Source organism: Massilia aquatica (genome assembly GCF_011682045.1).
In the GTDB taxonomy this organism is placed as follows: Bacteria; Pseudomonadota; Gammaproteobacteria; order Burkholderiales; family Burkholderiaceae_D; genus Telluria_A; species Telluria_A aquatica.
Window position 1 is genome coordinate 65,979 of sequence record NZ_VVIW01000007.1, and the last position, 21,174, is coordinate 87,152.

At 63.4% G+C, this 21,174-nt stretch carries 25 protein-coding genes; 19 read left to right on the forward strand and 6 right to left on the reverse strand.

The annotated features are described in order from the left end of the window. Positions 1 to 18 precede the first annotated feature (18 nt). Positions 19 to 1,152 (forward strand): PA0069 family radical SAM protein, encoded by a 1,134-nt coding sequence (locus F1609_RS14230; RefSeq protein WP_167077081.1) that lies wholly within the window; start codon positions 19 to 21, stop codon positions 1,150 to 1,152. A gap of 416 nt (positions 1,153 to 1,568) precedes the next feature. On the opposite strand, the gene F1609_RS14235 is transcribed toward F1609_RS14230, so the two are convergent. Next, on the reverse strand, positions 1,569 to 1,976 hold the full coding sequence (locus F1609_RS14235; RefSeq protein ID WP_167077082.1) for a PaaI family thioesterase: 408 nt from the start codon (positions 1,974 to 1,976) through the stop codon (positions 1,569 to 1,571). Positions 1,977 to 2,270: 294 nt separating this feature from the next. Between F1609_RS14235 and F1609_RS14240 the strand changes: the two genes are divergently transcribed. Then, positions 2,271 to 2,507 (forward strand): radical SAM domain protein, encoded by a 237-nt coding sequence (locus tag F1609_RS14240; protein WP_187363026.1) that lies wholly within the window; start codon positions 2,271 to 2,273, stop codon positions 2,505 to 2,507. Positions 2,508 to 2,565: 58 nt separating this feature from the next. On the opposite strand, the gene F1609_RS14245 is transcribed toward F1609_RS14240, so the two are convergent. After that, a complete protein-coding gene (locus F1609_RS14245; RefSeq protein ID WP_167077083.1) occupies positions 2,566 to 3,132 on the reverse strand; it encodes a gamma-glutamylcyclotransferase in 567 nt (188 codons plus the stop codon). Positions 3,133 to 3,259: 127 nt separating this feature from the next. Continuing rightward, a complete protein-coding gene (locus F1609_RS14250) occupies positions 3,260 to 4,192 on the reverse strand; it encodes a LysR family transcriptional regulator (protein WP_167077084.1) in 933 nt (310 codons plus the stop codon). 88 nt (positions 4,193 to 4,280) lie between these two features. Between F1609_RS14250 and F1609_RS14255 the strand changes: the two genes are divergently transcribed. Genes F1609_RS14255 through maiA form a run of 3 tightly spaced genes read left to right on the forward strand, consistent with a single transcriptional unit; the run spans position 4,281 to position 6,497 of the window. Then, complete coding sequence (locus F1609_RS14255; RefSeq protein ID WP_167077085.1) at positions 4,281 to 4,823, forward strand: VOC family protein; 543 nt, start codon at positions 4,281 to 4,283, stop codon at positions 4,821 to 4,823. Positions 4,824 to 4,830: 7 nt separating this feature from the next. Next, positions 4,831 to 5,856 carry a fumarylacetoacetate hydrolase family protein gene (locus tag F1609_RS14260; RefSeq protein ID WP_167077086.1) on the forward strand — a complete coding sequence of 342 codons (1,026 nt, stop codon included), beginning with the start codon at positions 4,831 to 4,833 and terminating at the stop codon, positions 5,854 to 5,856. After that, positions 5,853 to 6,497 carry a maleylacetoacetate isomerase gene (maiA, locus tag F1609_RS14265; protein ID WP_167077087.1) on the forward strand — a complete coding sequence of 215 codons (645 nt, stop codon included), beginning with the start codon at positions 5,853 to 5,855 and terminating at the stop codon, positions 6,495 to 6,497. Before F1609_RS14260 ends, maiA begins: the two co-directional genes overlap by 4 nt. 7 nt (positions 6,498 to 6,504) lie before the next feature. Here the strand turns inward: maiA and F1609_RS14270 are convergent, their stop codons facing one another. Next, positions 6,505 to 6,717 carry a DUF2970 domain-containing protein gene (locus F1609_RS14270; RefSeq protein ID WP_167077088.1) on the reverse strand — a complete coding sequence of 71 codons (213 nt, stop codon included), beginning with the start codon at positions 6,715 to 6,717 and terminating at the stop codon, positions 6,505 to 6,507. Positions 6,718 to 7,028: 311 nt separating this feature from the next. Between F1609_RS14270 and F1609_RS14275 the strand changes: the two genes are divergently transcribed. Next, on the forward strand, positions 7,029 to 7,616 hold the full coding sequence (locus F1609_RS14275) for an NAD(P)H-dependent oxidoreductase (protein WP_167077089.1): 588 nt from the start codon (positions 7,029 to 7,031) through the stop codon (positions 7,614 to 7,616). 183 nt (positions 7,617 to 7,799) lie between these two features. Here the strand turns inward: F1609_RS14275 and F1609_RS14280 are convergent, their stop codons facing one another. Next, positions 7,800 to 8,234: a CBS domain-containing protein gene (locus F1609_RS14280; protein ID WP_167077090.1), complete on the reverse strand. Its 435-nt coding sequence runs from the start codon at positions 8,232 to 8,234 to the stop codon at positions 7,800 to 7,802. Positions 8,235 to 8,399: 165 nt separating this feature from the next. Here F1609_RS14280 and F1609_RS14285 point away from each other — a divergent pair, with 165 nt between their 5' ends. The 13 genes from F1609_RS14285 to F1609_RS14345 all read left to right on the forward strand — a co-directional run bounded on the left by F1609_RS14285 (position 8,400) and on the right by F1609_RS14345 (position 18,459). Beyond that, complete coding sequence (locus F1609_RS14285; protein WP_167077091.1) at positions 8,400 to 9,182, forward strand: uracil-DNA glycosylase family protein; 783 nt, start codon at positions 8,400 to 8,402, stop codon at positions 9,180 to 9,182. 42 nt (positions 9,183 to 9,224) lie between these two features. Next, positions 9,225 to 9,851, forward strand: coding sequence for a hypothetical protein (locus F1609_RS14290; RefSeq protein WP_167077092.1), 627 nt, complete (start codon positions 9,225 to 9,227; stop codon positions 9,849 to 9,851). A 212-nt stretch (positions 9,852 to 10,063) separates the two neighbouring features. After that, positions 10,064 to 10,546: a Fe-S cluster assembly transcriptional regulator IscR gene (gene iscR / locus F1609_RS14295; RefSeq protein WP_166876672.1), complete on the forward strand. Its 483-nt coding sequence runs from the start codon at positions 10,064 to 10,066 to the stop codon at positions 10,544 to 10,546. Between the two features lie 19 nt (positions 10,547 to 10,565). Continuing rightward, a complete protein-coding gene (locus F1609_RS14300) occupies positions 10,566 to 11,822 on the forward strand; it encodes an IscS subfamily cysteine desulfurase (protein ID WP_167077093.1) in 1,257 nt (418 codons plus the stop codon). Positions 11,823 to 11,849: 27 nt separating this feature from the next. Then, a complete protein-coding gene (iscU, locus tag F1609_RS14305) occupies positions 11,850 to 12,239 on the forward strand; it encodes a Fe-S cluster assembly scaffold IscU (protein WP_099876445.1) in 390 nt (129 codons plus the stop codon). Between the two features lie 34 nt (positions 12,240 to 12,273). Next, complete coding sequence (gene iscA, locus F1609_RS14310; RefSeq protein WP_166876663.1) at positions 12,274 to 12,597, forward strand: iron-sulfur cluster assembly protein IscA; 324 nt, start codon at positions 12,274 to 12,276, stop codon at positions 12,595 to 12,597. 22 nt (positions 12,598 to 12,619) lie between these two features. Beyond that, entirely contained in the window at positions 12,620 to 13,135 is a 516-nt protein-coding gene (gene hscB / locus F1609_RS14315; RefSeq protein ID WP_167077094.1) for a Fe-S protein assembly co-chaperone HscB, read from the forward strand. Positions 13,136 to 13,307: 172 nt separating this feature from the next. Beyond that, positions 13,308 to 15,197 carry a Fe-S protein assembly chaperone HscA gene (gene hscA / locus F1609_RS14320; protein ID WP_167077095.1) on the forward strand — a complete coding sequence of 630 codons (1,890 nt, stop codon included), beginning with the start codon at positions 13,308 to 13,310 and terminating at the stop codon, positions 15,195 to 15,197. A gap of 55 nt (positions 15,198 to 15,252) precedes the next feature. Beyond that, complete coding sequence (fdx, locus tag F1609_RS14325) at positions 15,253 to 15,594, forward strand: ISC system 2Fe-2S type ferredoxin (RefSeq protein WP_166876655.1); 342 nt, start codon at positions 15,253 to 15,255, stop codon at positions 15,592 to 15,594. A 13-nt stretch (positions 15,595 to 15,607) separates the two neighbouring features. Further along, a complete protein-coding gene (gene iscX / locus F1609_RS14330; protein ID WP_167077096.1) occupies positions 15,608 to 15,802 on the forward strand; it encodes a Fe-S cluster assembly protein IscX in 195 nt (64 codons plus the stop codon). Further along, complete coding sequence (locus F1609_RS14335; RefSeq protein ID WP_167077097.1) at positions 15,789 to 16,691, forward strand: class I SAM-dependent methyltransferase; 903 nt, start codon at positions 15,789 to 15,791, stop codon at positions 16,689 to 16,691. The genes iscX and F1609_RS14335 overlap by 14 nt, the downstream gene beginning before the upstream one ends. Next, on the forward strand, positions 16,688 to 17,728 hold the full coding sequence (gene ltaE, locus F1609_RS14340; protein WP_167077098.1) for a low-specificity L-threonine aldolase: 1,041 nt from the start codon (positions 16,688 to 16,690) through the stop codon (positions 17,726 to 17,728). Before F1609_RS14335 ends, ltaE begins: the two co-directional genes overlap by 4 nt. Next, entirely contained in the window at positions 17,725 to 18,459 is a 735-nt protein-coding gene (locus tag F1609_RS14345) for an rRNA pseudouridine synthase (protein ID WP_167077099.1), read from the forward strand. Before ltaE ends, F1609_RS14345 begins: the two co-directional genes overlap by 4 nt. 9 nt (positions 18,460 to 18,468) lie before the next feature. Here F1609_RS14345 and F1609_RS14350 read toward each other — a convergent pair whose 3' ends face one another. Continuing rightward, entirely contained in the window at positions 18,469 to 21,060 is a 2,592-nt protein-coding gene (locus F1609_RS14350) for an MXAN_6230/SCO0854 family RING domain-containing protein (protein ID WP_167077100.1), read from the reverse strand. Positions 21,061 to 21,174 lie beyond the last annotated feature (114 nt).

The window sequence follows — 21,174 nt, forward strand, 5'->3', positions numbered from 1 at the left end:
GAATTTGAAGAAAGCGTCATGCTCCCGCCGCGTCCGCTTGCGGCGCACAAGGGGCGCGGCGCCGTCACCAACCTGCAGGGCCGCTTCGAGGTCAATGCGCGCGAGCGCTTCGACGATGGCTGGGTGCATGCCGACGACGAGGACGACACCCCGGCGCCGTTCCGCACCCAGGTCACCGACGAATTCGCCAGGACCATCCTGAGCCGCAACAGCTCGCCCGACATTCCCTTCAATGTGTCGCTCAATCCCTACCGCGGTTGCGAGCACGGCTGCATTTACTGCTTTGCACGGCCAAGCCACAGCTATCTGGGCCTGTCGCCGGGGCTGGACTTCGAAAGCCGCCTGTTCGCCAAGGTCAACGCGCCCGAACTGCTGCGGCGCGAGCTGGCCAGGCCGTCCTACGTGCCCGAACCGATCGCGGTAGGCGTCAATACCGACGCCTACCAGCCGTGCGAGCGCGGACTGGGCATTACGCGGCGCGTGCTGGAAGTGCTGCACGACTGCGAGCATCCCGTCGCGCTGATCAGCAAGTCCTCGCTGATCGAGCGCGACATCGACCTGATCGCCGCCATGGCCGCCAAAAACCAGGCGATTGCGGCAGTCACGGTAACCACGCTCGACCCCGCCATCTCGCGCACCTTGGAGCCGCGCGCGGCAACCCCGGCGCGGCGCCTGCGCACGATCCGGCGGCTGACAGACGCCGGCATCCCGGTGCGGGTCAGCGTGGCGCCGGTGATTCCCTTCGTCACCGAGCCCGACCTCGAACGCGTGCTGGAAGCTGCGCGCGACGCCGGGGCAGTGAGCGCGCACTACGTCGTGCTGCGCCTGCCATGGGAGGTCAACCCCCTGTTTCAGGAATGGCTGCGGGCACACTTTCCCGAGCGGGCGCAGCGGGTAATGAACCGGGTGCGCGAGATGCGCGCAGGCAAAGACTACGACAGCGACTTCAGCAAGCGCATGCACGGGGAGGGCGTCTGGGCCGACCTGATCCGGCAACGCTTCATCAAGGCGGTAGACCGGCTGGGCATGAACCTGACCAGCGGGCGGTTTGGCGAGCTGGACACGTCACGCTTCAAGAAGCCGATCATCGTTCCCCCGGCCACGCCCAAACAATGCGGCAACGCCACCGGCCAGCTGGATTTGTTTTCCTGAGCTGCGCTATCAGCAGCACAACAACGCCAACAGGCGTGCAGGGCGTAAAAGACCGACGGCCGCATTGCGCCATGCGTGCGTCAACCTGGCGCATGCAGGGCAACACGGCGCACGCGTGGCGCAATGCGCCCGGCGCCGCCACCGTCGCCTGTCCCGGAGAATATCGAATTCGTTGCAGCTTGATTTTTCCACCGGCCCGTATAGCTGTGCGAACGCGGGGATCGGATCAAGTCCCGCGGCCACGAGAAATTGCTAGCTTAAGTAAGTGCGAATAAATTCTTGCGATTTCTAGCTTCCATAAGTGGCGCCTTGCCGCGTTGCCCACCGCTAGCAGTGCTCGCGCTGCGTCGCGGCGTGCCCCTTGCAATGCATCCGCTTCTGTTCGCTATAAATCACAATAATTTCTGCACACTTACTTAGTCACTGCGCACCACGGTGCCTTGTGCGATAGCACAGATTTTCTCCACCCCGTCTTGCACCGCATAGATCTCCGCCGAGCAAACGGCCTGGCGCTTCCCGACGCTCTTTGCCTGGGCACGAGCGATCAGATGCGTTCCCGTGGCGGGTCTGACGTAGTTGATCTTGTACTCGGATGTCAGGGCATTGCCGCCGAGCGCTACGCCACCAGCGAAGGTAATGGAGTTGTCGGCGAGGTAGCTGACCACCCCGCCATGAACGAAACCATGCTGCTGTTTCAGATTGTCAGTGATGTCGATGCGGATTTCCGCTTCGGTCGGCCCGGTGCTGACGAGCTTGGCCGCCAGGAATTGGCTGAACGGCTGGGCTTCAAAGATTTCGCGTGCAATGTCGTGAATGTCGGGCATGTCAATCTCTTAAAGAAAACGGTAAGAATCGTGGAAATCGTGGGGGCATGCGTTGGCGTACGAGCGGAATTTCAAGCTTGATGTTTTTGCAATATTAGCAAACAATATTCCATGTGGGTGATCATATTTTGTGTGCATCCTCTAGAATATTCCGTGACGATGCACCCCCGCATCGCGCGGTCAATGAAGGGCAAAAACCTCCCAGTGGCAAACCCCGTCAGGGGAAGCTGCGAAAACAAATCCAACTGCCCCGTCGCCTAGTGTGCGCAGCGGGTAAGGAACCGGGTGCGCAAGATGCGCGCAGGCAAAGACTACGACAGCCACTTCAGCAAGCGCATGCACGAGGAGGGCGTCTGGGCCGATCTGGTACGCCAGCGTTTTGTCAAGGCCGTGGAGCGGCTGGGCATGAATGCGACGAGCGGGCGCTTTGCGCAACTTGACGCCTCGCGCTTCAAGCGGCTGCGGGTGGTACCGACGGCGCCGGTCAAGCAGTGCGGCAGTGGGACCAGGCAGCTTGATTTTTTTGGATAGTACCGGTGGTCCGGGGCTTTTGTTGTTGGACCTTTTTGTCGCGACCTTGTTTGTCCGGCTATTCACTCATCTCGATCAAATGCCGCTCAATGTCAAACACATGCGCGTCTTCCATGCCCAGTTCGCGCAGCGCGTGCGCCAGATCGATCAGGTAGTCGCGGTTGGCGCCGCTGGGGCCGTGCGAGCGCGCGATCTGAAGGGCGATATCGAATTCGCTGGCTTCGCCGAGGAAGGCTTCATTGTCTTCGGTCGCAATGTAGACCAGGCCCAGCTCGCTGCTGCCATCGTCGAAGCGGATGTCGATCGCCAGGCGCAGGTAGCCGTTTTTTTCGCGGTGGTCCAGGTGGGTGAACACTTCGGGCGTGATCAGGTACGCCATGCCGGCGGTAACCGCCCCCGCCTGGGCCACCAGGGTGGCGACGCGCCCCGGCGCCGTTTCAGTGCCGCGGTGATCGTGCGAACCTTGCCAGAAGCGCCGGGTCCAATTGCTAATGGTCGCCGGCCGGCGCTCGATGTACGGAAAGTCCGCCTTGAAGATCAGCGAGCCGTAGCCGAACAGCCACACGCGATGGTGACCGTCGAATTGATCCATGCGCTGGTTGATGGCGATGGTGTTAAAGGACATGGGCAGGTTCCGTTGGAAGCGAGCATCAATTATAGGGGCGCTGCGCCATCGGTGCAGCGGCCGGCATCCGGGGCGCCTGCGTTACTGCCGGCTCGCGCGCGGCCCGCGCGCGGCGCCCATCCACTGTCTACGATGCTGGCTGAGCGTGTACCAGCGGAATGTTCCAGTCGTGCGACTCGACGAACTTGAACAGGAAGGCAATAAAACTCTCGGCCGCCGGCGAGAGCGAGCGCTTGTCGCGCGTGTACACAAAAAAGCGCCGCGTCAGTTCCGGCTCGTGCAACTGGCGCATGTGCAGCTGATGCAGGCGCACCAGCGGTTCCGCATATGGCAGGCACACGGTCACGCCCAGGCCGGCGCTGACCATCGCCAGCGCGGTGGTCATGAAGGTGACTTCATTGACCGGGTTGAGCGGCACGTCGCGCAGCGAATGGTGCATGTCGCTCAGCAGGCGCTCGGTGAACTGCCCCTGCAGCGCAATGAACGGGTGCGCCGCCAGGTCCGACCACGTTACCCGTTCGCGCTGCTCCAGCGCGTGCTGCTGCGGAAACACCAGCACGAAGGGCATGTCAAACAGCACTGTCGCCTCGATCTGCGCGGTCGGATCGCGCTCCGGTCCGATGCCGCAGTCGACCTCGCCGCTGAACACGCGCGCCGTCACGTTCTCGACCGCGCAATCGACCAGGCGCACCTGGATTTCCGGATACAGCTTGCGGTAAGCGGCAATCACTTGCGGCAGCAAAGTGCACGACATCAATTGCGGCGCGGCGATCCGCACCACGCCTTTTTTCAGGCGCGTCTGGCTGGCGATGTCGAGCAGCGCGCCGTCGAGGTCGTCTATCATCTTGGAAAACAGGGGCGTCAGTTCGCGTCCGACGTCGGTCAGGGCAATGCGGCGTGTGCTGCGGTCGACCACGCGTACGCCCAGCGTCAGTTCCAGCTCCTTGATCAGGCCCGACAGCGCGGCCTGGGTCACGTGCAAATACTCGGCCGCCAGGGTAAAACTGCCCGTTTTGGCAAGCGCGACAAGGGCGCGCATCTGGCGCAAGGTGGGATTCATAGGATAATCTGATAAATCGCGTTGAAAATATTGTTTGAATGATAGTTCGTTTTGCACTCTAATAGAAGAATCAACAGGGGAGCACAGCATGAAAATCACCAGGATTCACCACGTAGCCTACCGCTGCAAGGATGCCAAAGTAACAGTCGAGTGGTACGTCAAGTACCTCAACATGGAGTTCGTACTGGCGATTGCCGAAGACCAGGTGCCGTCGACCGGCGCGCCCGACCCGTACATGCACGTTTTCCTCGATGCCGGCATGGGCAATGTGCTGGCCTTTTTCGAGCTGCCGAGCCAGGCGCCGATGGGACGCGACGAAAACACCCCGGCCTGGGTCCAGCACCTGGCCCTGGAAGTCGGTTCGATGGACGAGTTGCTCGCTGCCAAGGCGCGCCTTGAAGCGGACGGCATCGAGGTCATCGGCCCGACCAACCACACCATCTTCAAGTCGATTTATTTTTTCGATCCGAACGGGCACCGCCTGGAGCTGGCCGTCAATACCGCCACACCCGAGATGCAACAGAAGCTCGACGCCGTCAAATGGGACATGCTCAACGAGTGGTCGCAGACCCGCAAGGCGCCGAAACATGCGGCCTGGATGCACGAAAAAACTCCAGCGGACCAACACTAAGGCACACATGAAACTTGCAACACTGAAAACAGGCGGGCGTGATGGCTCGCTGGTGGTCGTCAGCCGCGACCTGTCGCGCTACCAAAAAGTACCCAAGATCGCCGCTACCTTGCAGTTCGCGCTCGATCACTGGGATGATGTGCTCGAGCGCCTGCAGGGCGTCTACACCGCGCTGAACGATAACGCGACCTGGGACGCGCAACCCTTCGACGAGGCGCTGTGCCACTCGCCATTGCCGCGCGCCTATCAGTGGGCTGACGGTTCAGCCTATATCAACCACGTCGAACTGGTGCGAAAAGCCCGTAACGCCGAGGTTCCTGCCTCGTTCTACACCGATCCGCTGATGTACCAGGGCGGTTCGGATTCCTTCATCGGCCCGCGCGACCCGATTTATGCCCTGTCCGAGGAGTGGGGCATCGACCTGGAAGCGGAAGTGGCTGTCATCACTGGCGACGTGCCGATGGGCGCCAGCGTCGAGCGTAGCGCGGCTGCCGTGCGTCTGGTGATGCTGGTCAACGATGTGTCGCTGCGCAACCTGATTCCGAACGAGCTGCTCAAGGGTTTTGGCTTTTTCCAGTCGAAAGCGGCCAGCGCATTTTCGCCGGTGTGCGTCACGCCGGATGAACTCGGTGACGCATGGCAGGACACCAAGCTGCGCCTGCCGCTCAACGTGCAGATCAACGACAAGCCTTTCGGCAAGCCGAACGCGGGCAACGACATGACCTTCAACTTCGCGCAACTGGTGGCACATGCGGCCAAAACGCGCGAGCTGGCGGCCGGCACCATCATCGGTTCGGGTACGGTGTCGAACAAGCAGGGCAATCTGCACGGGTCGAGCATCGACAACGGCGGCGTTGGCTACTGCTGCCTGGCCGAAGTGCGCATGTACGAAACCATCGAGCATGGCGCACCCAAAACATCGTTCCTCAAATTCGGCGACAGCGTGCGCATCGAGATGTTCGATGCCGCCGGGGCCAGCATCTTTGGCGCCATCGACCAGACCGTGGCCGTGTACGAGGAGCGCCGGCCATGAAGCTGTACACCTATTTCCGCAGTTCGGCGGCGTACCGCGTACGCATCGCGCTGAATCTGAAAGGCGTCGGTTACGAGGCGGTGCCGGTGCATCTGCTGCGCAATGGCGGCGAGCAACTGGCCCCTGAGTATCTGGCCATCAATCCGAGCGGGCTGGTGCCGAGCCTGCAGGACAAGGGCGCCACCCTGACGCAGTCGATTGCAATCCTGGAATACCTGGAAGAAGTGCATCCGCAAGTGGCCCTGCTGCCGCGCGATGCGCTGGGACGGGCAAGGGTGCGTTCGCTGGCGCTGATGGTGGCCTGCGACATTCATCCGCTGACCAACCTGCGCGTGCTGCGCCATCTGGTGCACCAGGTCGGCTTGCCGGAAGAAGCCAAGACCGAGTGGTACGTGCACTGGTTGCGCGAGGGCATGGCCGCGATTGAGGCGCATCTGGCCAATTCGCCGGACACGGGGCGTTTTTGCCACGGCGATACGCCGACCATGGCCGACTGCTGCCTGGTGCCGCAAGTGTTCAATGCGCGCCGTTTTCACGTGGATCTGGCGCCGTATCCCACCATTGCCCGCATCGACGCCATGTGTGCGGCGCTGCCGGCGTTTGCCGAGGCGCATCCTTCGCGCCAGCCCGACGCCGAGTAAGGCGGAGTCAGCGGGTGGCGAAGGCCACCACGCCGACCAGGGTGGCGATGAACAGCGCCACGCCGATCAGGCCGGCCAGAATCACATACACGGGATTGAGGGCCGTCACGTCGCGGTCGAAGTCCGCCTTGCGGCGCAGGCCCACGAACGACCAGGCGATTGCCGCCAGGGTCGCGAGAAAAGACCGTTCGGTGGCCGGGCCAAGATTCTTGTCAAGCATGTTGCTCTCCTTTCGATGCAGCGCGCGGGGCACGCGCCCCGATTCCTTCGAGCATAGCTGCTGCGCCGCGCGCGCAACAGGAGCAGATCGGTACGCAAGACCATATCAAAAATCCGGGAACCAAGCTGGCGCTGGTGCGGTCATATAAACAGGCCAGCAAACAGGCCAGCAAACAGGCCAGCAAACAGGCCAGCAAACAGGCCAGCCGATTGTTTGCCGTGCCGGGAAGGCAAATATGATCAAGCAGGTTCAATTCACTGCGCCGGGGCAGGGCACTGCCCCCGTGGGCGGTCGCATGCGGGGGTGGCGCCGTGCCTAAGCGCATCCTGCTCATCCAGGGCCATCCCGATATTGCGCAAGGCCATCTGTGCCACGCACTCGCGGGCGCCTACCGGCAGGGCGCGGCCAGGGGCGGGCACGAGGTGCGGCAGACGCAGGTGGCCGCGCTCGACTTCCCCCTCCTGCGCAGCCAGGACGAGTGGGAGCACGGCCCGCTGCCGCCCGGATTGCAACAGGCGCAGGATGACATCCGCTGGGCCCAGCACATGGTGTTGTTCTTCCCGCTATGGCTGGGAGACATGCCCGCCTTGCTCAAAGGCTTTCTGGAGCAGGTGGCGCGGCCTAGTTTCGCGTTTCCGGGCGAGCGCACGCATCCGTTGGGGGCAAAGGGCTTGTCCGGGCGATCGGCGCGGGTGGTAGTGACGATGGGCATGCCGGCGATGCTGTATCGCTGGTATTTTCGGGCGCACAGCGTCAAGTCGCTCAAACGTAATATTCTGGGATTGGTGGGCGTGGCGCCGGTACGCGATACCCTGATCGGCATGGTGGGCGATCCGGAGCGGCAGGCGGTGGACAAATGGGTCGGCGCGCTCGAAGCGATGGGGCGCAGTGCGGCATGATGCTGGGGAGGGACTTGCAACAGCAAACGCGGCGTCGTGCGGCAGGATGGCCGTAGCGGGTGTAACGGTGAACATGGCTGGCGCTGAAGCTATCTGGCTGCGGCGGCCATGCGTATGATGCGCCAGCGATCACCTTGCAGGAGGCGAGGCGCATGGCCCGCCTGCTGCAAGCGTCAAGCTGACTTATTTGGCGGCAGCGTCGGTTGGCGACGAGATTTCCTGCAGCGCCTGGCCGATGCCGCTCGTTTGCTTGGTTGCCATGTCGCCCAGCGAGACGATGCCGACCAGCGAGTGCGATTGCTGGTCCACGACCGGTACGCGGCGAATCTGCACGTCGCCCATCTGGGTCAGCACGTCGTCGACCGACTGGGTCGCGTAGCAGGTGCGCACTTCGGTGCTCATGGAATCGCCAACGCTGCTCGTTTCCGGCGCTTTACCGGCTGCGGTGGAGCGCACGGTGATGTCGCGGTCGGTGATCATGCCGACCAGCTTGTCGCCGTCCACCACCGGCACGGAGCCGATATTGAATTCTTTCATGATCTGCGCGGCGCGGTGAACGCTGTCTTCCGGCGAAACGTGTTGAACATCGCGGGTCATGACGTCTTGAATGGTTTGCATGTAAGTCTCCAAAGCTAAAATTGTTAAGTTGCTATTCATCCCGATTGGGTTGGCAGCATCATGCACGTTTTCGCAAAAAAGGGCCGCGTGGTTGAAATTGCATCTTTCGGAGCGGTGCCGGAAGCGCTGTCGGCTACAATCCTCCCTTTTACCGGCAGGTTCCCGATGTCCGTCCAACCCATTCCTCCCGCCATCCTCGACGCCGTCTCGCGTGCCGACCTGTCCTGGCAGCCGATCCTGCGCCAGGGGCTCGACGCGGTCATGCGCGCCGAACCCCTGTACCTGCCGACCCTGGCCGCCGACAACTACTTGCCCACAGAACAGCGCCTGTTCGCCGCCTTTGCCTTGCCGCTCGACCAGGTGCGCTACGTGCTGGTGGGCGAGGGGCCGTATCCGCGCGCCGAAAGCGCCACCGGCGTCTGCTTCATGGATGGTGCCGTCGGCAAGCTGTGGGCCGAGAGCGGGCTGTCCAAGCCGGTCAACAAGGCAACCTCGCTGCGCAATTTCATGAAGCTGCTGCTGGTGGCCGATGGCCAGCTGGACCCAGCCGACACCGGGGGCGCCGCGCTGGCGCCAGTGGCGGCCGCAGCGGCGGCGCCAGAGAGCGGCAGCATCCAGACCCTGGCCGAGTTGCAGCAGAATCTGACGCGCCAGGGCTTTCTGCTGCTCAACGCGTCACTGGTGTTCCGCGCGCACGTGCCGCCGGTCGTCGATGCGCGCGCCTGGCTGCCGTTCCTGCAAACCGTCATGGCGGCGCTGGCGGGCCGCGAACCCAAGCCAACCCTGGTTTTGTGGGGGAAAATTGCAGAACAACTACAAAAATTGCCAGAGACTAAGAATTTTCCGCAATTGAGTTCTGAGCATCCGTATAATTTGTCATTCATCCAGCACGCTGGCATGCAGGAGCTGTTCGGGCCGATGCAGTTGCTGCGCGCCGACGCCCAGTGACCCGCAGCGCTTGCCCCAGCCTGCCTGTAAGGAATGCATGACATGAACAAACTTCTGCTCGCGATGGGCTTGTTGACTTTGGGCAGCGCCGGCCTGGCCAGCGCGGCCCAGGATGCGCCGGCGCCGACCGAGCAGGCGACGCCAGCCGGGCAAGCCGCTCCCACGGCCCGCGCCGCCCGCAAAGCACGGGTGCACACGCGCCTGCGCATCATTGACGACGCCAGGGTGGACGTGCGCTTCTACCGTAACAGCACCTGCCCGCACGGTGATGGTGTGATTGCGACCAACAATGCCAGCAGGCAGGCTGGCATGTTCCGCAGCAACGCTGCGGTGTCGATCGGCATCCCCGAAACGCCAAGCCTCGAAGCCATGAAGGCGCGCATGGGGCCGTTGTTGAGCAAGGCGGCCTACAGGGAATTTGTGTTGACGCCAGGCCAGCCAGTCGCCCTCCAGGCCGGTTATATGTCCGTTACGCGCGTCAACGATTTCACCTGCCCTTTTCCAAGCTATACCTTCGTTCCCGACCAGGGCATCGACTATGAGATGTCAACCGGGGTGGCAGATGGTCTCTGCTGGGTGGCGCTGGGCCGGATCGACATGTCGGAGGGGAGGGCGAAAGTGGTACCCATGACGCTCGACAAGAGCGCCAACTGCGCAGCGGCCAGGTAAGCGCGGCTGAACCTGGGCAGGCGCAGCCACCGCCAGCCCGGCGCGCCATGCCGCGCCGGCACCGGTGGGCAAAAAGGGCGTCCCAAGACAAGATGTCCCATCTTTGGTATACTTGACTAATTCGATCAACTAATCAGGTCTTTGATGGCAGTCCGCGTCAAGTTGTGTTGATTGAAACGAGGCAATATTTTACCACTGTGACCGGGGTTGTGATGCGTCTGACCACAAAAGGCCGTTTTGCTGTAACTGCGATGATCGATCTTGCCCTGCGACAGGGCAAGGGTCCCGTCACGCTGTCGGGCATCAGCCAGCGCCAGGCCATTTCGCTCTCGTACCTGGAGCAATTGTTTGGCAAGCTGCGCCGTCACGAGATCGTCGAGTCGATCCGCGGTCCGGGCGGCGGCTACAGCCTGGCCCGCCGCGCCGACAAGGTGACCGTGGCCGACATCATCATCGCCGTCGATGAGCCGCTCGACGCGACCCAGTGCGGCGGCAAAGAAAATTGCCACGGCGCCGATGCGGCCACCGGCACCCGCTGCATGACCCACGAACTGTGGGCCACGCTCAACGAAAAGATGGTCGACTATCTCGATTCGGTCTCGCTGCAAGACCTGGTCGACCAGCAGAAACAAAAGAATTCTGAACAAAACGTCGTGCACGTACACCGCCCGCACGCCGCCGTCGGACAAAATTGAAGCATATTGGAGTGATTTGATGAACGCGCCTTTGGACAAAAACCTCGAGCAGGCTTTCGTGACTGCCCCGCATTTCCCGATCTACATGGATTACTCGGCGACCACGCCGATCGATCCGCGCGTCGCGGACAAAATGATTCCTTACCTGCGCGAGCAGTTCGGCAATCCGGCTTCGCGCAGCCATATGTACGGCTGGACCGCGGAAGCGGCGGTCGAGGAAGCGCGCGTGCACGTCGCCGCGCTGGTCGGCGCCGATCCGCGCGAGATCATCTGGACTTCCGGCGCGACCGAAAGCAACAACCTGGCGATCAAGGGCGCGGCCCAGTTCTACAAGACCAAGGGCAAGCACATCATCACCGTCAAGACCGAGCATAAAGCCGTGCTCGACACCGTGCGCGAGCTGGAACGCGTCGGTTTCGACGCCACCTACCTTGAGCCGCAAGACAACGGCCTGATCACGGTCGCCCAGCTCGAAGCGGCCATCCGTCCAGACACGATCCTGGTCTCGGTCATGCTGGTCAACAACGAAATCGGCGTGATCCAGCCGATCGAAGAACTGGCCGCCCTGTGCCGCTCGAAAGGCATCATTTTCCACTGCGACGCCGCGCAAGCGACCGGCAAGGTGCAGATCGACCTGGCCAACAGCAAGGTCGACCTGATGACCTTTACCGCGCACAAGACCTACGGTCCGAAAGGCATCGGCGCCCTGTACGTGCGCCGCAAGCCGCGCGTGCGCCTCGAAGCGCAGATGCACGGTGGCGGTCATGAGCGCGGCCTGCGTTCGGGCACCCTGGCCACCCACCAGATCGTCGGCATGGGCGAAGCGTTCCGCATCGCCAAGGAAGAGATGGACAGCGAACTGGCGCGCGTGACCGCCCTGCGCGATCGTCTCGCCAAAGGCCTGCAAGAGATCGAAGAAACCTATATCAATGGCGACATGGAACACCGCGTGCCGCACAACCTGAACGTGAGCTTCAACTACGTCGAGGGCGAGTCGCTGATCATGGCGATCAAGGATATCGCCGTCTCGTCCGGTTCGGCCTGTACGTCGGCCAGCCTGGAGCCATCGTATGTGCTGCGCGCCCTGGGCCGTAGCGACGAGCTCGCGCACAGCTCGATCCGTTTTACCATCGGCCGTTTTTCGACCGAAGCCGACATCGACTTCGCAGTGGACCTGCTCAAGTCGAAAGTCCACAAGCTGCGCGAACTGTCGCCGCTGTGGGACATGTTCAAAGAAGGCATCGACATCAGTTCGATCCAATGGGCAGCCCACTAACCGTATTGAATATTCAGGAGTTTTACCATGGCATACTCGGACAAAGTGTTGGACCACTACGAAAATCCACGTAACGTCGGCGCCTTCGACAAGGGCGACGAAACGATCGGCACCGGCATGGTCGGCGCCCCGGCCTGCGGCGACGTGATGAAATTGCAGATCAAGGTCGGCGCCGATGGCCTGATCGAAGACGCAAAATTCAAGACCTACGGCTGCGGCTCGGCGATTGCCTCGTCGTCGCTGGTGACCGAATGGGTCAAGGGCAAGACCCTGGACCAGGCGCTGTCGATCAAGAACACCCAGATCGCCGAAGAACTGGCGCTGCCGCCGGTCAAGATTCACTGCTCGATCCTGGCGGAAGACGCGATCAAGGCGGCCGTACTGGACTACAAGACCAAGCATCCGGCCGTCGCCTGAGGTTGAATTACAAGTTGTACTCGCGGAGGGAAACATGGCAATCACACTGACCGAAAAAGCAGCCAAGCACATCAACCGCTTCATTGAACGTCGCGGCAAGGGTGTTGGATTGCGTTTTGGCGTGCGCACCACGGGCTGCTCGGGCCTGGCCTACAAGCTCGAATATGTCGATGAAGCGGCGGCCGAAGACAATGTCTTCGAGTCGCATGGCGTGAAGGTCTTCGTCGACCCGAAAAGCCTGCCGTACATCGACGGCACCGAGCTCGACTTCACGCGCGAGGGCTTGAACGAAGGCTTCCGCTTCAACAATCCGCACGTCAAGGACGAGTGCGGTTGCGGCGAAAGCTTCCGCATCTGACCTCGGTCAGGTAGCCGCACCCATGCAGAATCACTTCGACCTCTTCAACCTGCCGCCCCGTTTCTCGCTCGACACGGGCGCCCTCGATGCCGCCTACCGCGACGTCCAGGGCCAGGTGCACCCCGACCGCTTCGTCAATGCCACCGACGCTGAAAAACGTGTCGCCATGCAATGGGCCACCCGCGCCAACGAGGCTTACCAGACCCTGAAAAACCCGCAGAAGCGCGCCCAGTATCTGTGCGAGCAGAACGGCGTTGATTTGCAGACGGAATCGAACACGGCCATGCCGATGGCGTTCCTGATGCAGCAGATGGAATGGCGCGAAGCGCTCGGCGACGCGCGCGCGGGCAAGGATCTCGGCGCGCTGGAAGAACTCGACGAGCAGGTCAAACAGGAGCGCAAAGCGCGCCTGGTCCAGATCGGCGGGCAGCTCGACACGGGCGATTACGAGCAGGCGGCGCAGGGGGTGAGGGCGCTGATGTTTCTGGAAAAATTCGGTGAAGAACTCAGCTTTGCCTTTGACGCGCTGGAGCAATAGTCAGGTCGTTGGACGCTTGCGCAAGGCATACGCTTGCTTTTCCATGCTCCGCGTCTACCTCGTCTTTCCCGCGCAGGCGGGAACCCATAGCACCTCTGCTCAGAGGTAACAGGGTTCCGAGCTTGCAAGCTGAAGACGGGGCATTTGCACATAAAAAGAAATCGGTAATCACATGGCACTTTTGCAAATCTCAGAACCCGGCATGTCGACCGCGCCGCACCAGCATCGGCTGGCCATCGGCATCGACCTGGGCACCACCAATTCGCTGGTCGCCACTGTGCGCAGCGGCAGTCCCGAAGTGTTGAGCGACGAAGAAGGCCGTCCGCTCCTGCCTTCCATCGTGCGCTACCTGCCGAACGGCCACGCCAACATCGGCTACAAGGCCCAGGCCCACCAGACCACCGATCCGAAGAACACCATCGTCTCGGTCAAGCGCTTCATGGGGCGCGGCTTGGCCGACATCGCCTACGCCGAAAACCTGCCTTACGATTTCCAGGATTCGCCCGGCATGGTGCAGCTCAAGACCGTGGCCGGCGTCAAAAGCCCGGTTGAAATCTCGGCCCAGATCCTCGCCACCCTGCGCCAGCGCGCCGAAGACTCGCTCGGCGACGAACTCGTTGGCGCAGTCATCACCGTGCCCGCCTACTTCGACGACGCCCAGCGCCAGGCCACCAAGGATGCGGCCCAGCTGGCCGGCCTGAACGTGCTGCGCCTGCTCAGCGAGCCGACCGCCGCCGCCATCGCCTATGGGCTCGACCACGGCTCCGAAGGCGTGTTCGCCGTCTACGACCTTGGCGGCGGCACCTTCGACATCTCGATCCTCAAATTGTCCAAGGGCGTGTTCGAAGTGCTCTCCACCGGTGGCGATTCGGCCCTGGGCGGCGACGACTTCGACCACCGCCTGTTCTGCTGGATCTGCGAGCAGGCCAAGCTGGCCCCCTTGTCGGACGAAGACACGGCCACCCTGATGGTCAAGGCGCGCCAGGCCAAGGAACTGCTGTCGACCAACGCCGTGACCACCGTCGACGCCATGCTCAATTCCGGCGAGATGGTGCACGTCAAGGTCAGCGCCGAAGTCTTCACCGACATCACCAAGCACCTGGTCAACAAGACCATGACCGCGATCAAAAAAGCCATGCGCGACGCCTCCGTGTCGGTCGACGATGTCGATGGCGTGGTCATGGTCGGCGGCGCCACCCGCATGCCGCACGTACGGCGCGCGGTCACCGAGTTTTTCAAGACCATCCCGCACGCGAACATCGATCCGGACAAGGTGGTCGCCCTGGGCGCCGCCATCCAGGCCAATCTGCTGGCCGGCAACCGCGCCGCCGGCGACGACTGGCTGCTGCTCGACGTGATCCCGCTTTCGCTTGGCATCGAAACCATGGGCGGCTTGGTCGAAAAGATCATCCCGCGCAATTCGACCATTCCATGCGCCCGCGCCCAGGAATTCACCACCTTCAAGGATGGCCAGACCGCGCTGGCGGTGCACGTGCTGCAGGGCGAGCGCGAACTGGTGTCGGACTGCCGTTCGCTGGCGCGCTTCGAGCTGCGCGGCATTCCGCCGATGGTGGCGGGCGCGGCGCGCATCCGCATCACCTACCAGGTCGATGCCGATGGCCTGCTGTCGGTGTCGGCGCGTGAAACGCGTTCCGGCGTCGAAGCGTCGATCACCGTCAAGCCATCGTACGGCCTGGCCGACGATGAAGTGGCGCGCATGCTGCAGGATTCGTACACCTCCGCCGAGGGCGACATGGTGCGCCGCGCGCTGCGTGAGGAACAGGTCGAGGCCGAGCGCATCATCCTGGCCACGCAGTCGGCCCTGGACGGCGACGCCGCGCTGCTCTCGACCGAAGAACGCGCCTCGGTCGACGCGCTGATGGCCGGCGTGCGCGCCGCGCTGGCCGCGTCCAGCGTGGAAGAGGGCGATATCGCCGCCAGGCAGGCTGCCCTGCATGGCGCCGTCGACGCGCTGGCCCACGGCACCGAAGAATTCGCGTCGCGCCGCATGGACCAGAGCGTGCGTAGCGCGCTGGCTGGCAAAACGCTCGACGAAGTCTGAACACCCCGGACCCGGCAAGCCCGGGTCCCATGAACACACTACCAGGACAATCACCGTGCCCCAAATCGTATTCCTTCCCCATCCCGTCTTCTGCCCTGAAGGCGCCGTCATCGAGGCGCCGGCCGGCAAGTCGGTATGCGACATCATGCTCGAAAACGATATCGAAATCGAGCATGCCTGCGACCGCGTCTGCGCCTGCACCACTTGCCACGTGCTGGTACGCGAAGGCTACGCCTCGCTCAACGAGCCGGAAGAAAAAGAAGAAGACCTGCTCGACCGCGCATGGGGCCTGGAGCCAGTCTCGCGCCTGTCGTGCCAGGCGATCGTGGGAACCGAAGACCTGGTGGTCGAGATTCCGAAGTACACGATCAATCATGCGGCCGAAAAGAACCATTGATCGGGAGAGTGCCATGAAATGGAGCGACATTACGGCGATTGCCGAAGCGCTGTTCGACAAATACCCCGAGGTCGATCCGGCCGCAGTGCGTTTCGTCGACCTGCACAACTGGGTGCTTGAACTCGACGGCTTCGACGACGACCGCACGCGCGGCGGCGAGAAGGTACTTGAAGCGATACAGGGGGCGTGGATCGATGAAGCGCGCTGAAAATACGGCTGCGGCAGACAAGGCCAGGCCGGCTGAAACGCTGGCGCCCGAGATCCGGCCGGGCCAATCGATCGCGCTGCTGCAGGAACTGCACATCCTCACGCGCGACGGCAAACTCAATCAGGACAGCCGCCGCAAACTCAAGCAGGTGAACCACCTGTACCAGTTCATCGAGCCGCTGCTCAAGGAAATCCAGCAAGACCACGCCGCCATTTCGCTGGTCGACCATGGTGCCGGCAAGTCCTACCTCGGCTTCATCCTGTACGACCTGTTCTTCAAGGGGCTGGACGACGGCTCGCGCATCTACGGCATCGAGACGCGCGAAGAGCTGGTCCAGAAGTCGACTGCGCTGGCGCAAAAACTCGGCTTTCCAGGCATGTCGTTCCTGAACCTGTCGGTGGCCGAATCGACCCGTTCCGACCAGCTGCCGGAACAGATCGACATCGTCACCGCGCTCCACGCCTGCAATACCGCCACCGACGACGCGATCGACTTCGCGCTCAAGAAGCGCGCCAAATTCATGGTGCTGGTACCGTGCTGCCAGGCCGAAGTGGCCACGGTCCTCAAGAAGAACAAGGGCAAGGACCTGGGCAAGAGCGCGCTGACCGAAATCTGGCGCCACCCGCTGCACACGCGCGAATTCGGCAGCCAGGTCACCAACGTGCTGCGCTGCCTGCAGCTCGAAGCGCACGGCTACCAGGTCAACGTGACGGAGCTGGTGGGCTGGGAACACTCGATGAAAAATGAGTTGATCATCGCCAGCTACAAGAACCTGCCGCGCAAGCGTCCCACCGAGCGCTTGCAGGAAGTCCTCGCCACGCTCGGCCTCGAAGAAATGGGCGAGCGTTTCTACACGCAGCATTTAGCCGAAGCCGAATCGACGACATGAGCCACGACGCCACCTCCTGGATTGACCTGCGCAGCGACACCGTAACCCAGCCCAGTGAAGCCATGCGCGACGCCATGCACGGCGCGCCTGTGGGCGACGACGTGTACGGCGACGACCCCACCGTCAACCGCCTGCAGGATACGGCCGCCGAACTATTCGGCTTCGAGGCCGGGCTGTACGCGCCGTCCGGCACGCAGAGCAACCTGATCGCGCTGCTGCTGCACTGCGCGCGCGGCGACGAGTACCTGGTCGGCCAGGAGGCGCACACCTATAAATACGAAGGCGGCGGCGCCGCGGTCCTGGGCAGCATCCAGCCGCAGCCAATCGCCAACCAGCCGGACGGCAGCATCGCACTGGCCGACATCGCCGCCTACATCAAGCCGGACGACATGCACTTCGCGCGCACCCGCGTGCTGGCGCTGGAAAACACCATCGGCGGGCGCGTGCTCGGCGCCGATTACATGGCGGCCGCCACCTCGCTGGCACACGCGCGCGGCCTGGCCACGCACCTCGACGGCGCGCGCATCTGCAACGCCGCGGTCAAGCAGGGCATCAGCCTGCGCGACGCCTGCGCCGGTTTCGACAGCGTCTCGGTGTGCCTGTCCAAGGGCCTCGGCGCGCCGGTCGGCTCGGTCCTGCTGGGGAACAAGACCTTTATCGAACAGGGCAAACGCTGGCGCAAGATGCTTGGCGGGGGCATGCGCCAGGCCGGCATGATCGCCGCCGCTGGCCTGTACGCGCTCGAGCACAACGTACAGCGCCTGGCCGATGACCACAGCAACGCGGCTAATCTGTCCGCCGGACTGGCGCGGATCGCCCAGCTCAAGGTGGCCACGCCGCAGACCAATATTTTCTACATCGAGGTGCCACCCGCCGCGTGCGACGGCTTGCGCGCGACGCTCGCGCGCGAGCGTATCCGCGCCACCGTCGGCCAGCATACGCGCCTGGTCACGCACCTCAATACCACGGCCGCCGACGTCGAGCGCGTCGTCGCCGTATTCACCACATTTTTTAAAGACTGGCACCCAGCTTCATGACCGATTCCACCATCCGCCTCGCCAAGCGCGTTTCCGAAATGATGCCGTGCTCGCGCGCGGAAGCCGACAAGTACATCGCCGGAGGATGGATCAGCGTTGACGGCGTGGTCGTCGAAGAAGCCGGCGCGCGCGTGGCCGACGAGCAGGACGTCGTCATCCATCCCGAGGCCACGCTGGTCGAACTGGCGCCGGTGACCATCCTGTTCCACAAGCCGGCCGGTTACAGCGCCGGGGCGGACTCGGATGCCGAAGCGGCCCTGAACCTGCTCTCGCAAGAGAACCTGCTGGTGGCCGAACACGGCAAGCAGCGTTTTCTCAAGCGCCACCTGGCCAACCTGACGTTGACGTCGCCGCTGGAGACCAAGGCCAGCGGCCTGGTGGTGTACACCCAGGACTTCCGCGTGGCGCGCAAACTCATTGACGAAGGCGCGCGCGTCGAGCAGGAGTTCGTGGTCGAAGTCAAAGGCGATATCCGCGAAGGCGGCCTGGCGCTGCTCAATCACGGGCTTACCTTCAACGGCAAGGAAATCGCGCCGATGAAGGTCAGCTGGCAGAACGAAACGCGCCTGCGTTTCGCGCTCAAGGGCGTCAAGCCCGGCCAGCTGATGCACATGTGCCGCCTGGTGGGCCTCTCCATCGTCAGCATCAAGCGCCTGCGCATCGGCCGCGTGCCGATGGCCAGCCTGCCGTCCGGGCAGTGGCGCTACCTGCACGACTACGAGCGCTTCTGACCCCAGGCGCTAGGAAATCAGGTCGCTGGCGGCGATGTTGGCCGCCGTCACACCCGGCCTGAGCGCATACACGATGCTGTTCTCCGGCAGCGCAATGTCGGCGTCGAGCAGCGCGGCGAACAGCGGCGCCTCGCCCAGCACCGGCGCCGTATCGACATCGTCCGGCCCGAATCTGCGCAGGCGCGTGAGGAAGCTGGCGTTGTCTTCCCCGGTATGGCGCGCCAGCGCGCGCAGGCTTCCATCCTCGTCCCGCAAGACCACCCGCTGCGCCCGCGCCGCAGCATGCAGCAGCGCCAGGTGGTACATCGACATGCGGATGCCGCTGCCGAAATAGGCGATCATCGCCGGGCATACCGCTTTGACGGCTTCGCTCGACGTGGCCACGCTATTGAACTCGAATTCGCCCGACGTGTACAGGTCGAGCCAGTGCAGCTGGTTCTCGCCCAGGTCGAACACCATCGGCAGGAACACGCCGTTGGCCCCGGCCAGGTCGAAGCGCAGCGCGACCGTGCGCGGGTCGAAGTGCTCGCCTTCGGCGTCGTCGCGCAGCATCAGGCCGGCGAAAGCGCGTTCCAGGTTTTCGAAGGCCATGCCTGAATAATTGTTCAACACCGCCACCGCGTAGCGCACGCCGTTCCGGCGCGCCAGGTCGCCATCGATGTCGACAAATTCGCTGGCGCCGTCGGGGTAGGGCGCATCGGTCAGGTCGCCGGCGCTGGTGGCAATCACGCTGCCATCGCGCCCGGTGCAGGTGAGCTGGTAGTAGGAACACACGCCCACGTAGCGCCACTGGTCGTCGTAGAACGCGACCGACAGATCCAGGTCGGTCGTCTCGCCGTTTTTCGGTTCGCACCAGTGCAGGAACAGGCGCACCTTTTTCGCTGGCGGCACGGCGACTACCGAGCCGCGCGGCAGCTGAATGGCCGAGCGGCTTGCGGTGCGTTCGTTAAATGGCACGATGATGTCGCCCAGGGCGCTGTCGATCAAGAAGTCGCCCACCTGCGGCTTGCCTGAAAAGCGCGCCAGCAGCTCGCGTTCGATCAGGGCCACTGCGTCGCCGACCGCCTGTTGCGGCAGCGCTGCCCGGCGCTCGCGCACCATGTACCCGGTCGCCACGCTCCCCTTGGGCCAGTAGATGCGCCGCCCCGCTGGGTGCAGGCGCGTCGGCAGCAGGGCGCGCAAGGTGAGCAGGACGGGCGTTGCAAACTGCGCCACGCAGTGCGCAAAGGCGTCCAGCACGGCGCTGCTGGCGCTGCTGTCGTCGCCGGCCACGCTCAGGGCGTGATCGAAGCGGCGCGCCAGTTCGCCCGGCCGTTTGCGCAGCAGGGCCGCCATGGCGGCGGCGTCCTTGCGCATGATGGCTTTTTCCAGGCCGGCGTAAAAGGTCTCGAACTGCGGACCACGCGTGCCGTCCGGGCCCTTCTTGCGCACCACGCTGAACGCAAACGCCACCTTCGGATAGCGCTGGTGATATTCGTGCGGGTGCAGGAATTCGCCCAGCCAGACCCAGTACGCGCGGTGGCGCAGCATGTCTTCGGTCAGCGAATCGGGGTGAAAGCGCTCGAGCAGGGCGAGCAGCGCGCGCCGCAGCGGACGACTCAGTTTGGCCATCTTGAAGCGCTTGATGGTCATCGGCAGCGGAAAATGCTCGCGCCTGTTCCAGTACGACCCTGGCGTGAACAAGGTCTTGAAGCGCGCCATGCCGCGTATTTTTTCAATCGGCACCTGGCGGTATATCAGTTGCCCTTGCAGCGACGGGTCGGCGCCGGAATACACGGCCACCAGGCGGATCACGTCGGTGGCGGTGCCGATGTGCGCAGCGGCGGCGTCCAGCACGGCGGCCGGCTCGCAGTGCTTGAGCAGGGTGCCGAACAGCAGGGCGATATTTTCGCGTACCGGAATCTGTTCGGGCACCCAGGCCAGCAGGCGCAGGCCGTGTTCGGCGGCCAGCGCCTTGAAGTCGTCGGTGTCGACCGGCGACATGGCCTGCTTGCGCGCGCACAGCGCGCCCACCAGTGCCTGGGCCGCGTCGTCCATATTGGCGCCAAGGTCGATCAGCTTGAGCGGCGCCGGCACTTCACCCTGCGGCAGCGCAGGGTTGGGCAGGAAAAACGGCGAATCGCGGTCGGCGTGGCGGTGGCAGATCGGGCAAGCGCTGTAATTGCTGCCGTCGAAGCAGGCGTCGCAGACCACGTGCTGGCACGGCTTGAGCACATGCGTGGTGCCTTGCTGGCCGCAATGCAGGCAGGGCTGGTCGGGTGCTTGCATGAAGTGGGTCAGGACCCGGTCCATCCACAACGCTGCGGTGTTGTGCGGCACCCTCTCGGGGAAGCGCCGGAACAGCGGCGTGTGCTGGACATTACCGCCGAGCTGGGCTGCCAGGGTGCGCCAGACAAGCTCGCGCGTAGCATTGAGCGTGGGCAAGTCCAAGGTCTGCAGGTGCGCGCGCAGGCGCTGCGTCAGCGCGTAGCCGAGCTTGGCCAGGTCGATATCGAACAGCTGCATGCAATCGTCGGGCTGCTGGCCGGCGCCCGGCTCGACGAATACGCTGGCCTGGCGGCGCAGCAGCAGCGCCCGGGTTTCTTTAAAATCGACAGACATGGTGGGTCCCATAACAAAAAAACGGATACAGGCGCAGGCCTTGATCCGTTTTTGAAAGGTGAGAAGGGAATCGGTCAGACTGAATCAGGGTAGAAGGAAGCCCAACCTGAGCCT

What these genes read in the sequence shown, in the direction of transcription:
- F1609_RS14230 (WP_167077081.1), top strand. Translation starts at nt 19, where the DNA reads ATGCTCCCGCCGCGTCCGCTTGCGGCGCACAAGGGGCGCGGCGCCGTC.
- F1609_RS14235 (WP_167077082.1), bottom strand. Translation starts at nt 1,976, where the DNA reads ATGCCCGACATTCACGACATTGCACGCGAAATCTTTGAAGCCCAGCCG.
- F1609_RS14240 (WP_187363026.1), top strand. Translation starts at nt 2,271, where the DNA reads ATGCGCGCAGGCAAAGACTACGACAGCCACTTCAGCAAGCGCATGCAC.
- F1609_RS14245 (WP_167077083.1), bottom strand. Translation starts at nt 3,132, where the DNA reads ATGTCCTTTAACACCATCGCCATCAACCAGCGCATGGATCAATTCGAC.
- F1609_RS14250 (WP_167077084.1), bottom strand. Translation starts at nt 4,192, where the DNA reads ATGAATCCCACCTTGCGCCAGATGCGCGCCCTTGTCGCGCTTGCCAAA.
- F1609_RS14255 (WP_167077085.1), top strand. Translation starts at nt 4,281, where the DNA reads ATGAAAATCACCAGGATTCACCACGTAGCCTACCGCTGCAAGGATGCC.
- F1609_RS14260 (WP_167077086.1), top strand. Translation starts at nt 4,831, where the DNA reads ATGAAACTTGCAACACTGAAAACAGGCGGGCGTGATGGCTCGCTGGTG.
- maiA (WP_167077087.1), top strand. Translation starts at nt 5,853, where the DNA reads ATGAAGCTGTACACCTATTTCCGCAGTTCGGCGGCGTACCGCGTACGC.
- F1609_RS14270 (WP_167077088.1), bottom strand. Translation starts at nt 6,717, where the DNA reads ATGCTTGACAAGAATCTTGGCCCGGCCACCGAACGGTCTTTTCTCGCG.
- F1609_RS14280 (WP_167077090.1), bottom strand. Translation starts at nt 8,234, where the DNA reads ATGCAAACCATTCAAGACGTCATGACCCGCGATGTTCAACACGTTTCG.
- F1609_RS14285 (WP_167077091.1), top strand. Translation starts at nt 8,400, where the DNA reads ATGTCCGTCCAACCCATTCCTCCCGCCATCCTCGACGCCGTCTCGCGT.
- F1609_RS14290 (WP_167077092.1), top strand. Translation starts at nt 9,225, where the DNA reads ATGAACAAACTTCTGCTCGCGATGGGCTTGTTGACTTTGGGCAGCGCC.
- iscR (WP_166876672.1), top strand. Translation starts at nt 10,064, where the DNA reads ATGCGTCTGACCACAAAAGGCCGTTTTGCTGTAACTGCGATGATCGAT.
- F1609_RS14300 (WP_167077093.1), top strand. Translation starts at nt 10,566, where the DNA reads ATGAACGCGCCTTTGGACAAAAACCTCGAGCAGGCTTTCGTGACTGCC.
- iscU (WP_099876445.1), top strand. Translation starts at nt 11,850, where the DNA reads ATGGCATACTCGGACAAAGTGTTGGACCACTACGAAAATCCACGTAAC.
- iscA (WP_166876663.1), top strand. Translation starts at nt 12,274, where the DNA reads ATGGCAATCACACTGACCGAAAAAGCAGCCAAGCACATCAACCGCTTC.
- hscB (WP_167077094.1), top strand. Translation starts at nt 12,620, where the DNA reads ATGCAGAATCACTTCGACCTCTTCAACCTGCCGCCCCGTTTCTCGCTC.
- hscA (WP_167077095.1), top strand. Translation starts at nt 13,308, where the DNA reads ATGGCACTTTTGCAAATCTCAGAACCCGGCATGTCGACCGCGCCGCAC.
- iscX (WP_167077096.1), top strand. Translation starts at nt 15,608, where the DNA reads ATGAAATGGAGCGACATTACGGCGATTGCCGAAGCGCTGTTCGACAAA.
- F1609_RS14335 (WP_167077097.1), top strand. Translation starts at nt 15,789, where the DNA reads ATGAAGCGCGCTGAAAATACGGCTGCGGCAGACAAGGCCAGGCCGGCT.
- ltaE (WP_167077098.1), top strand. Translation starts at nt 16,688, where the DNA reads ATGAGCCACGACGCCACCTCCTGGATTGACCTGCGCAGCGACACCGTA.
- F1609_RS14345 (WP_167077099.1), top strand. Translation starts at nt 17,725, where the DNA reads ATGACCGATTCCACCATCCGCCTCGCCAAGCGCGTTTCCGAAATGATG.
- F1609_RS14350 (WP_167077100.1), bottom strand. Translation starts at nt 21,060, where the DNA reads ATGTCTGTCGATTTTAAAGAAACCCGGGCGCTGCTGCTGCGCCGCCAG.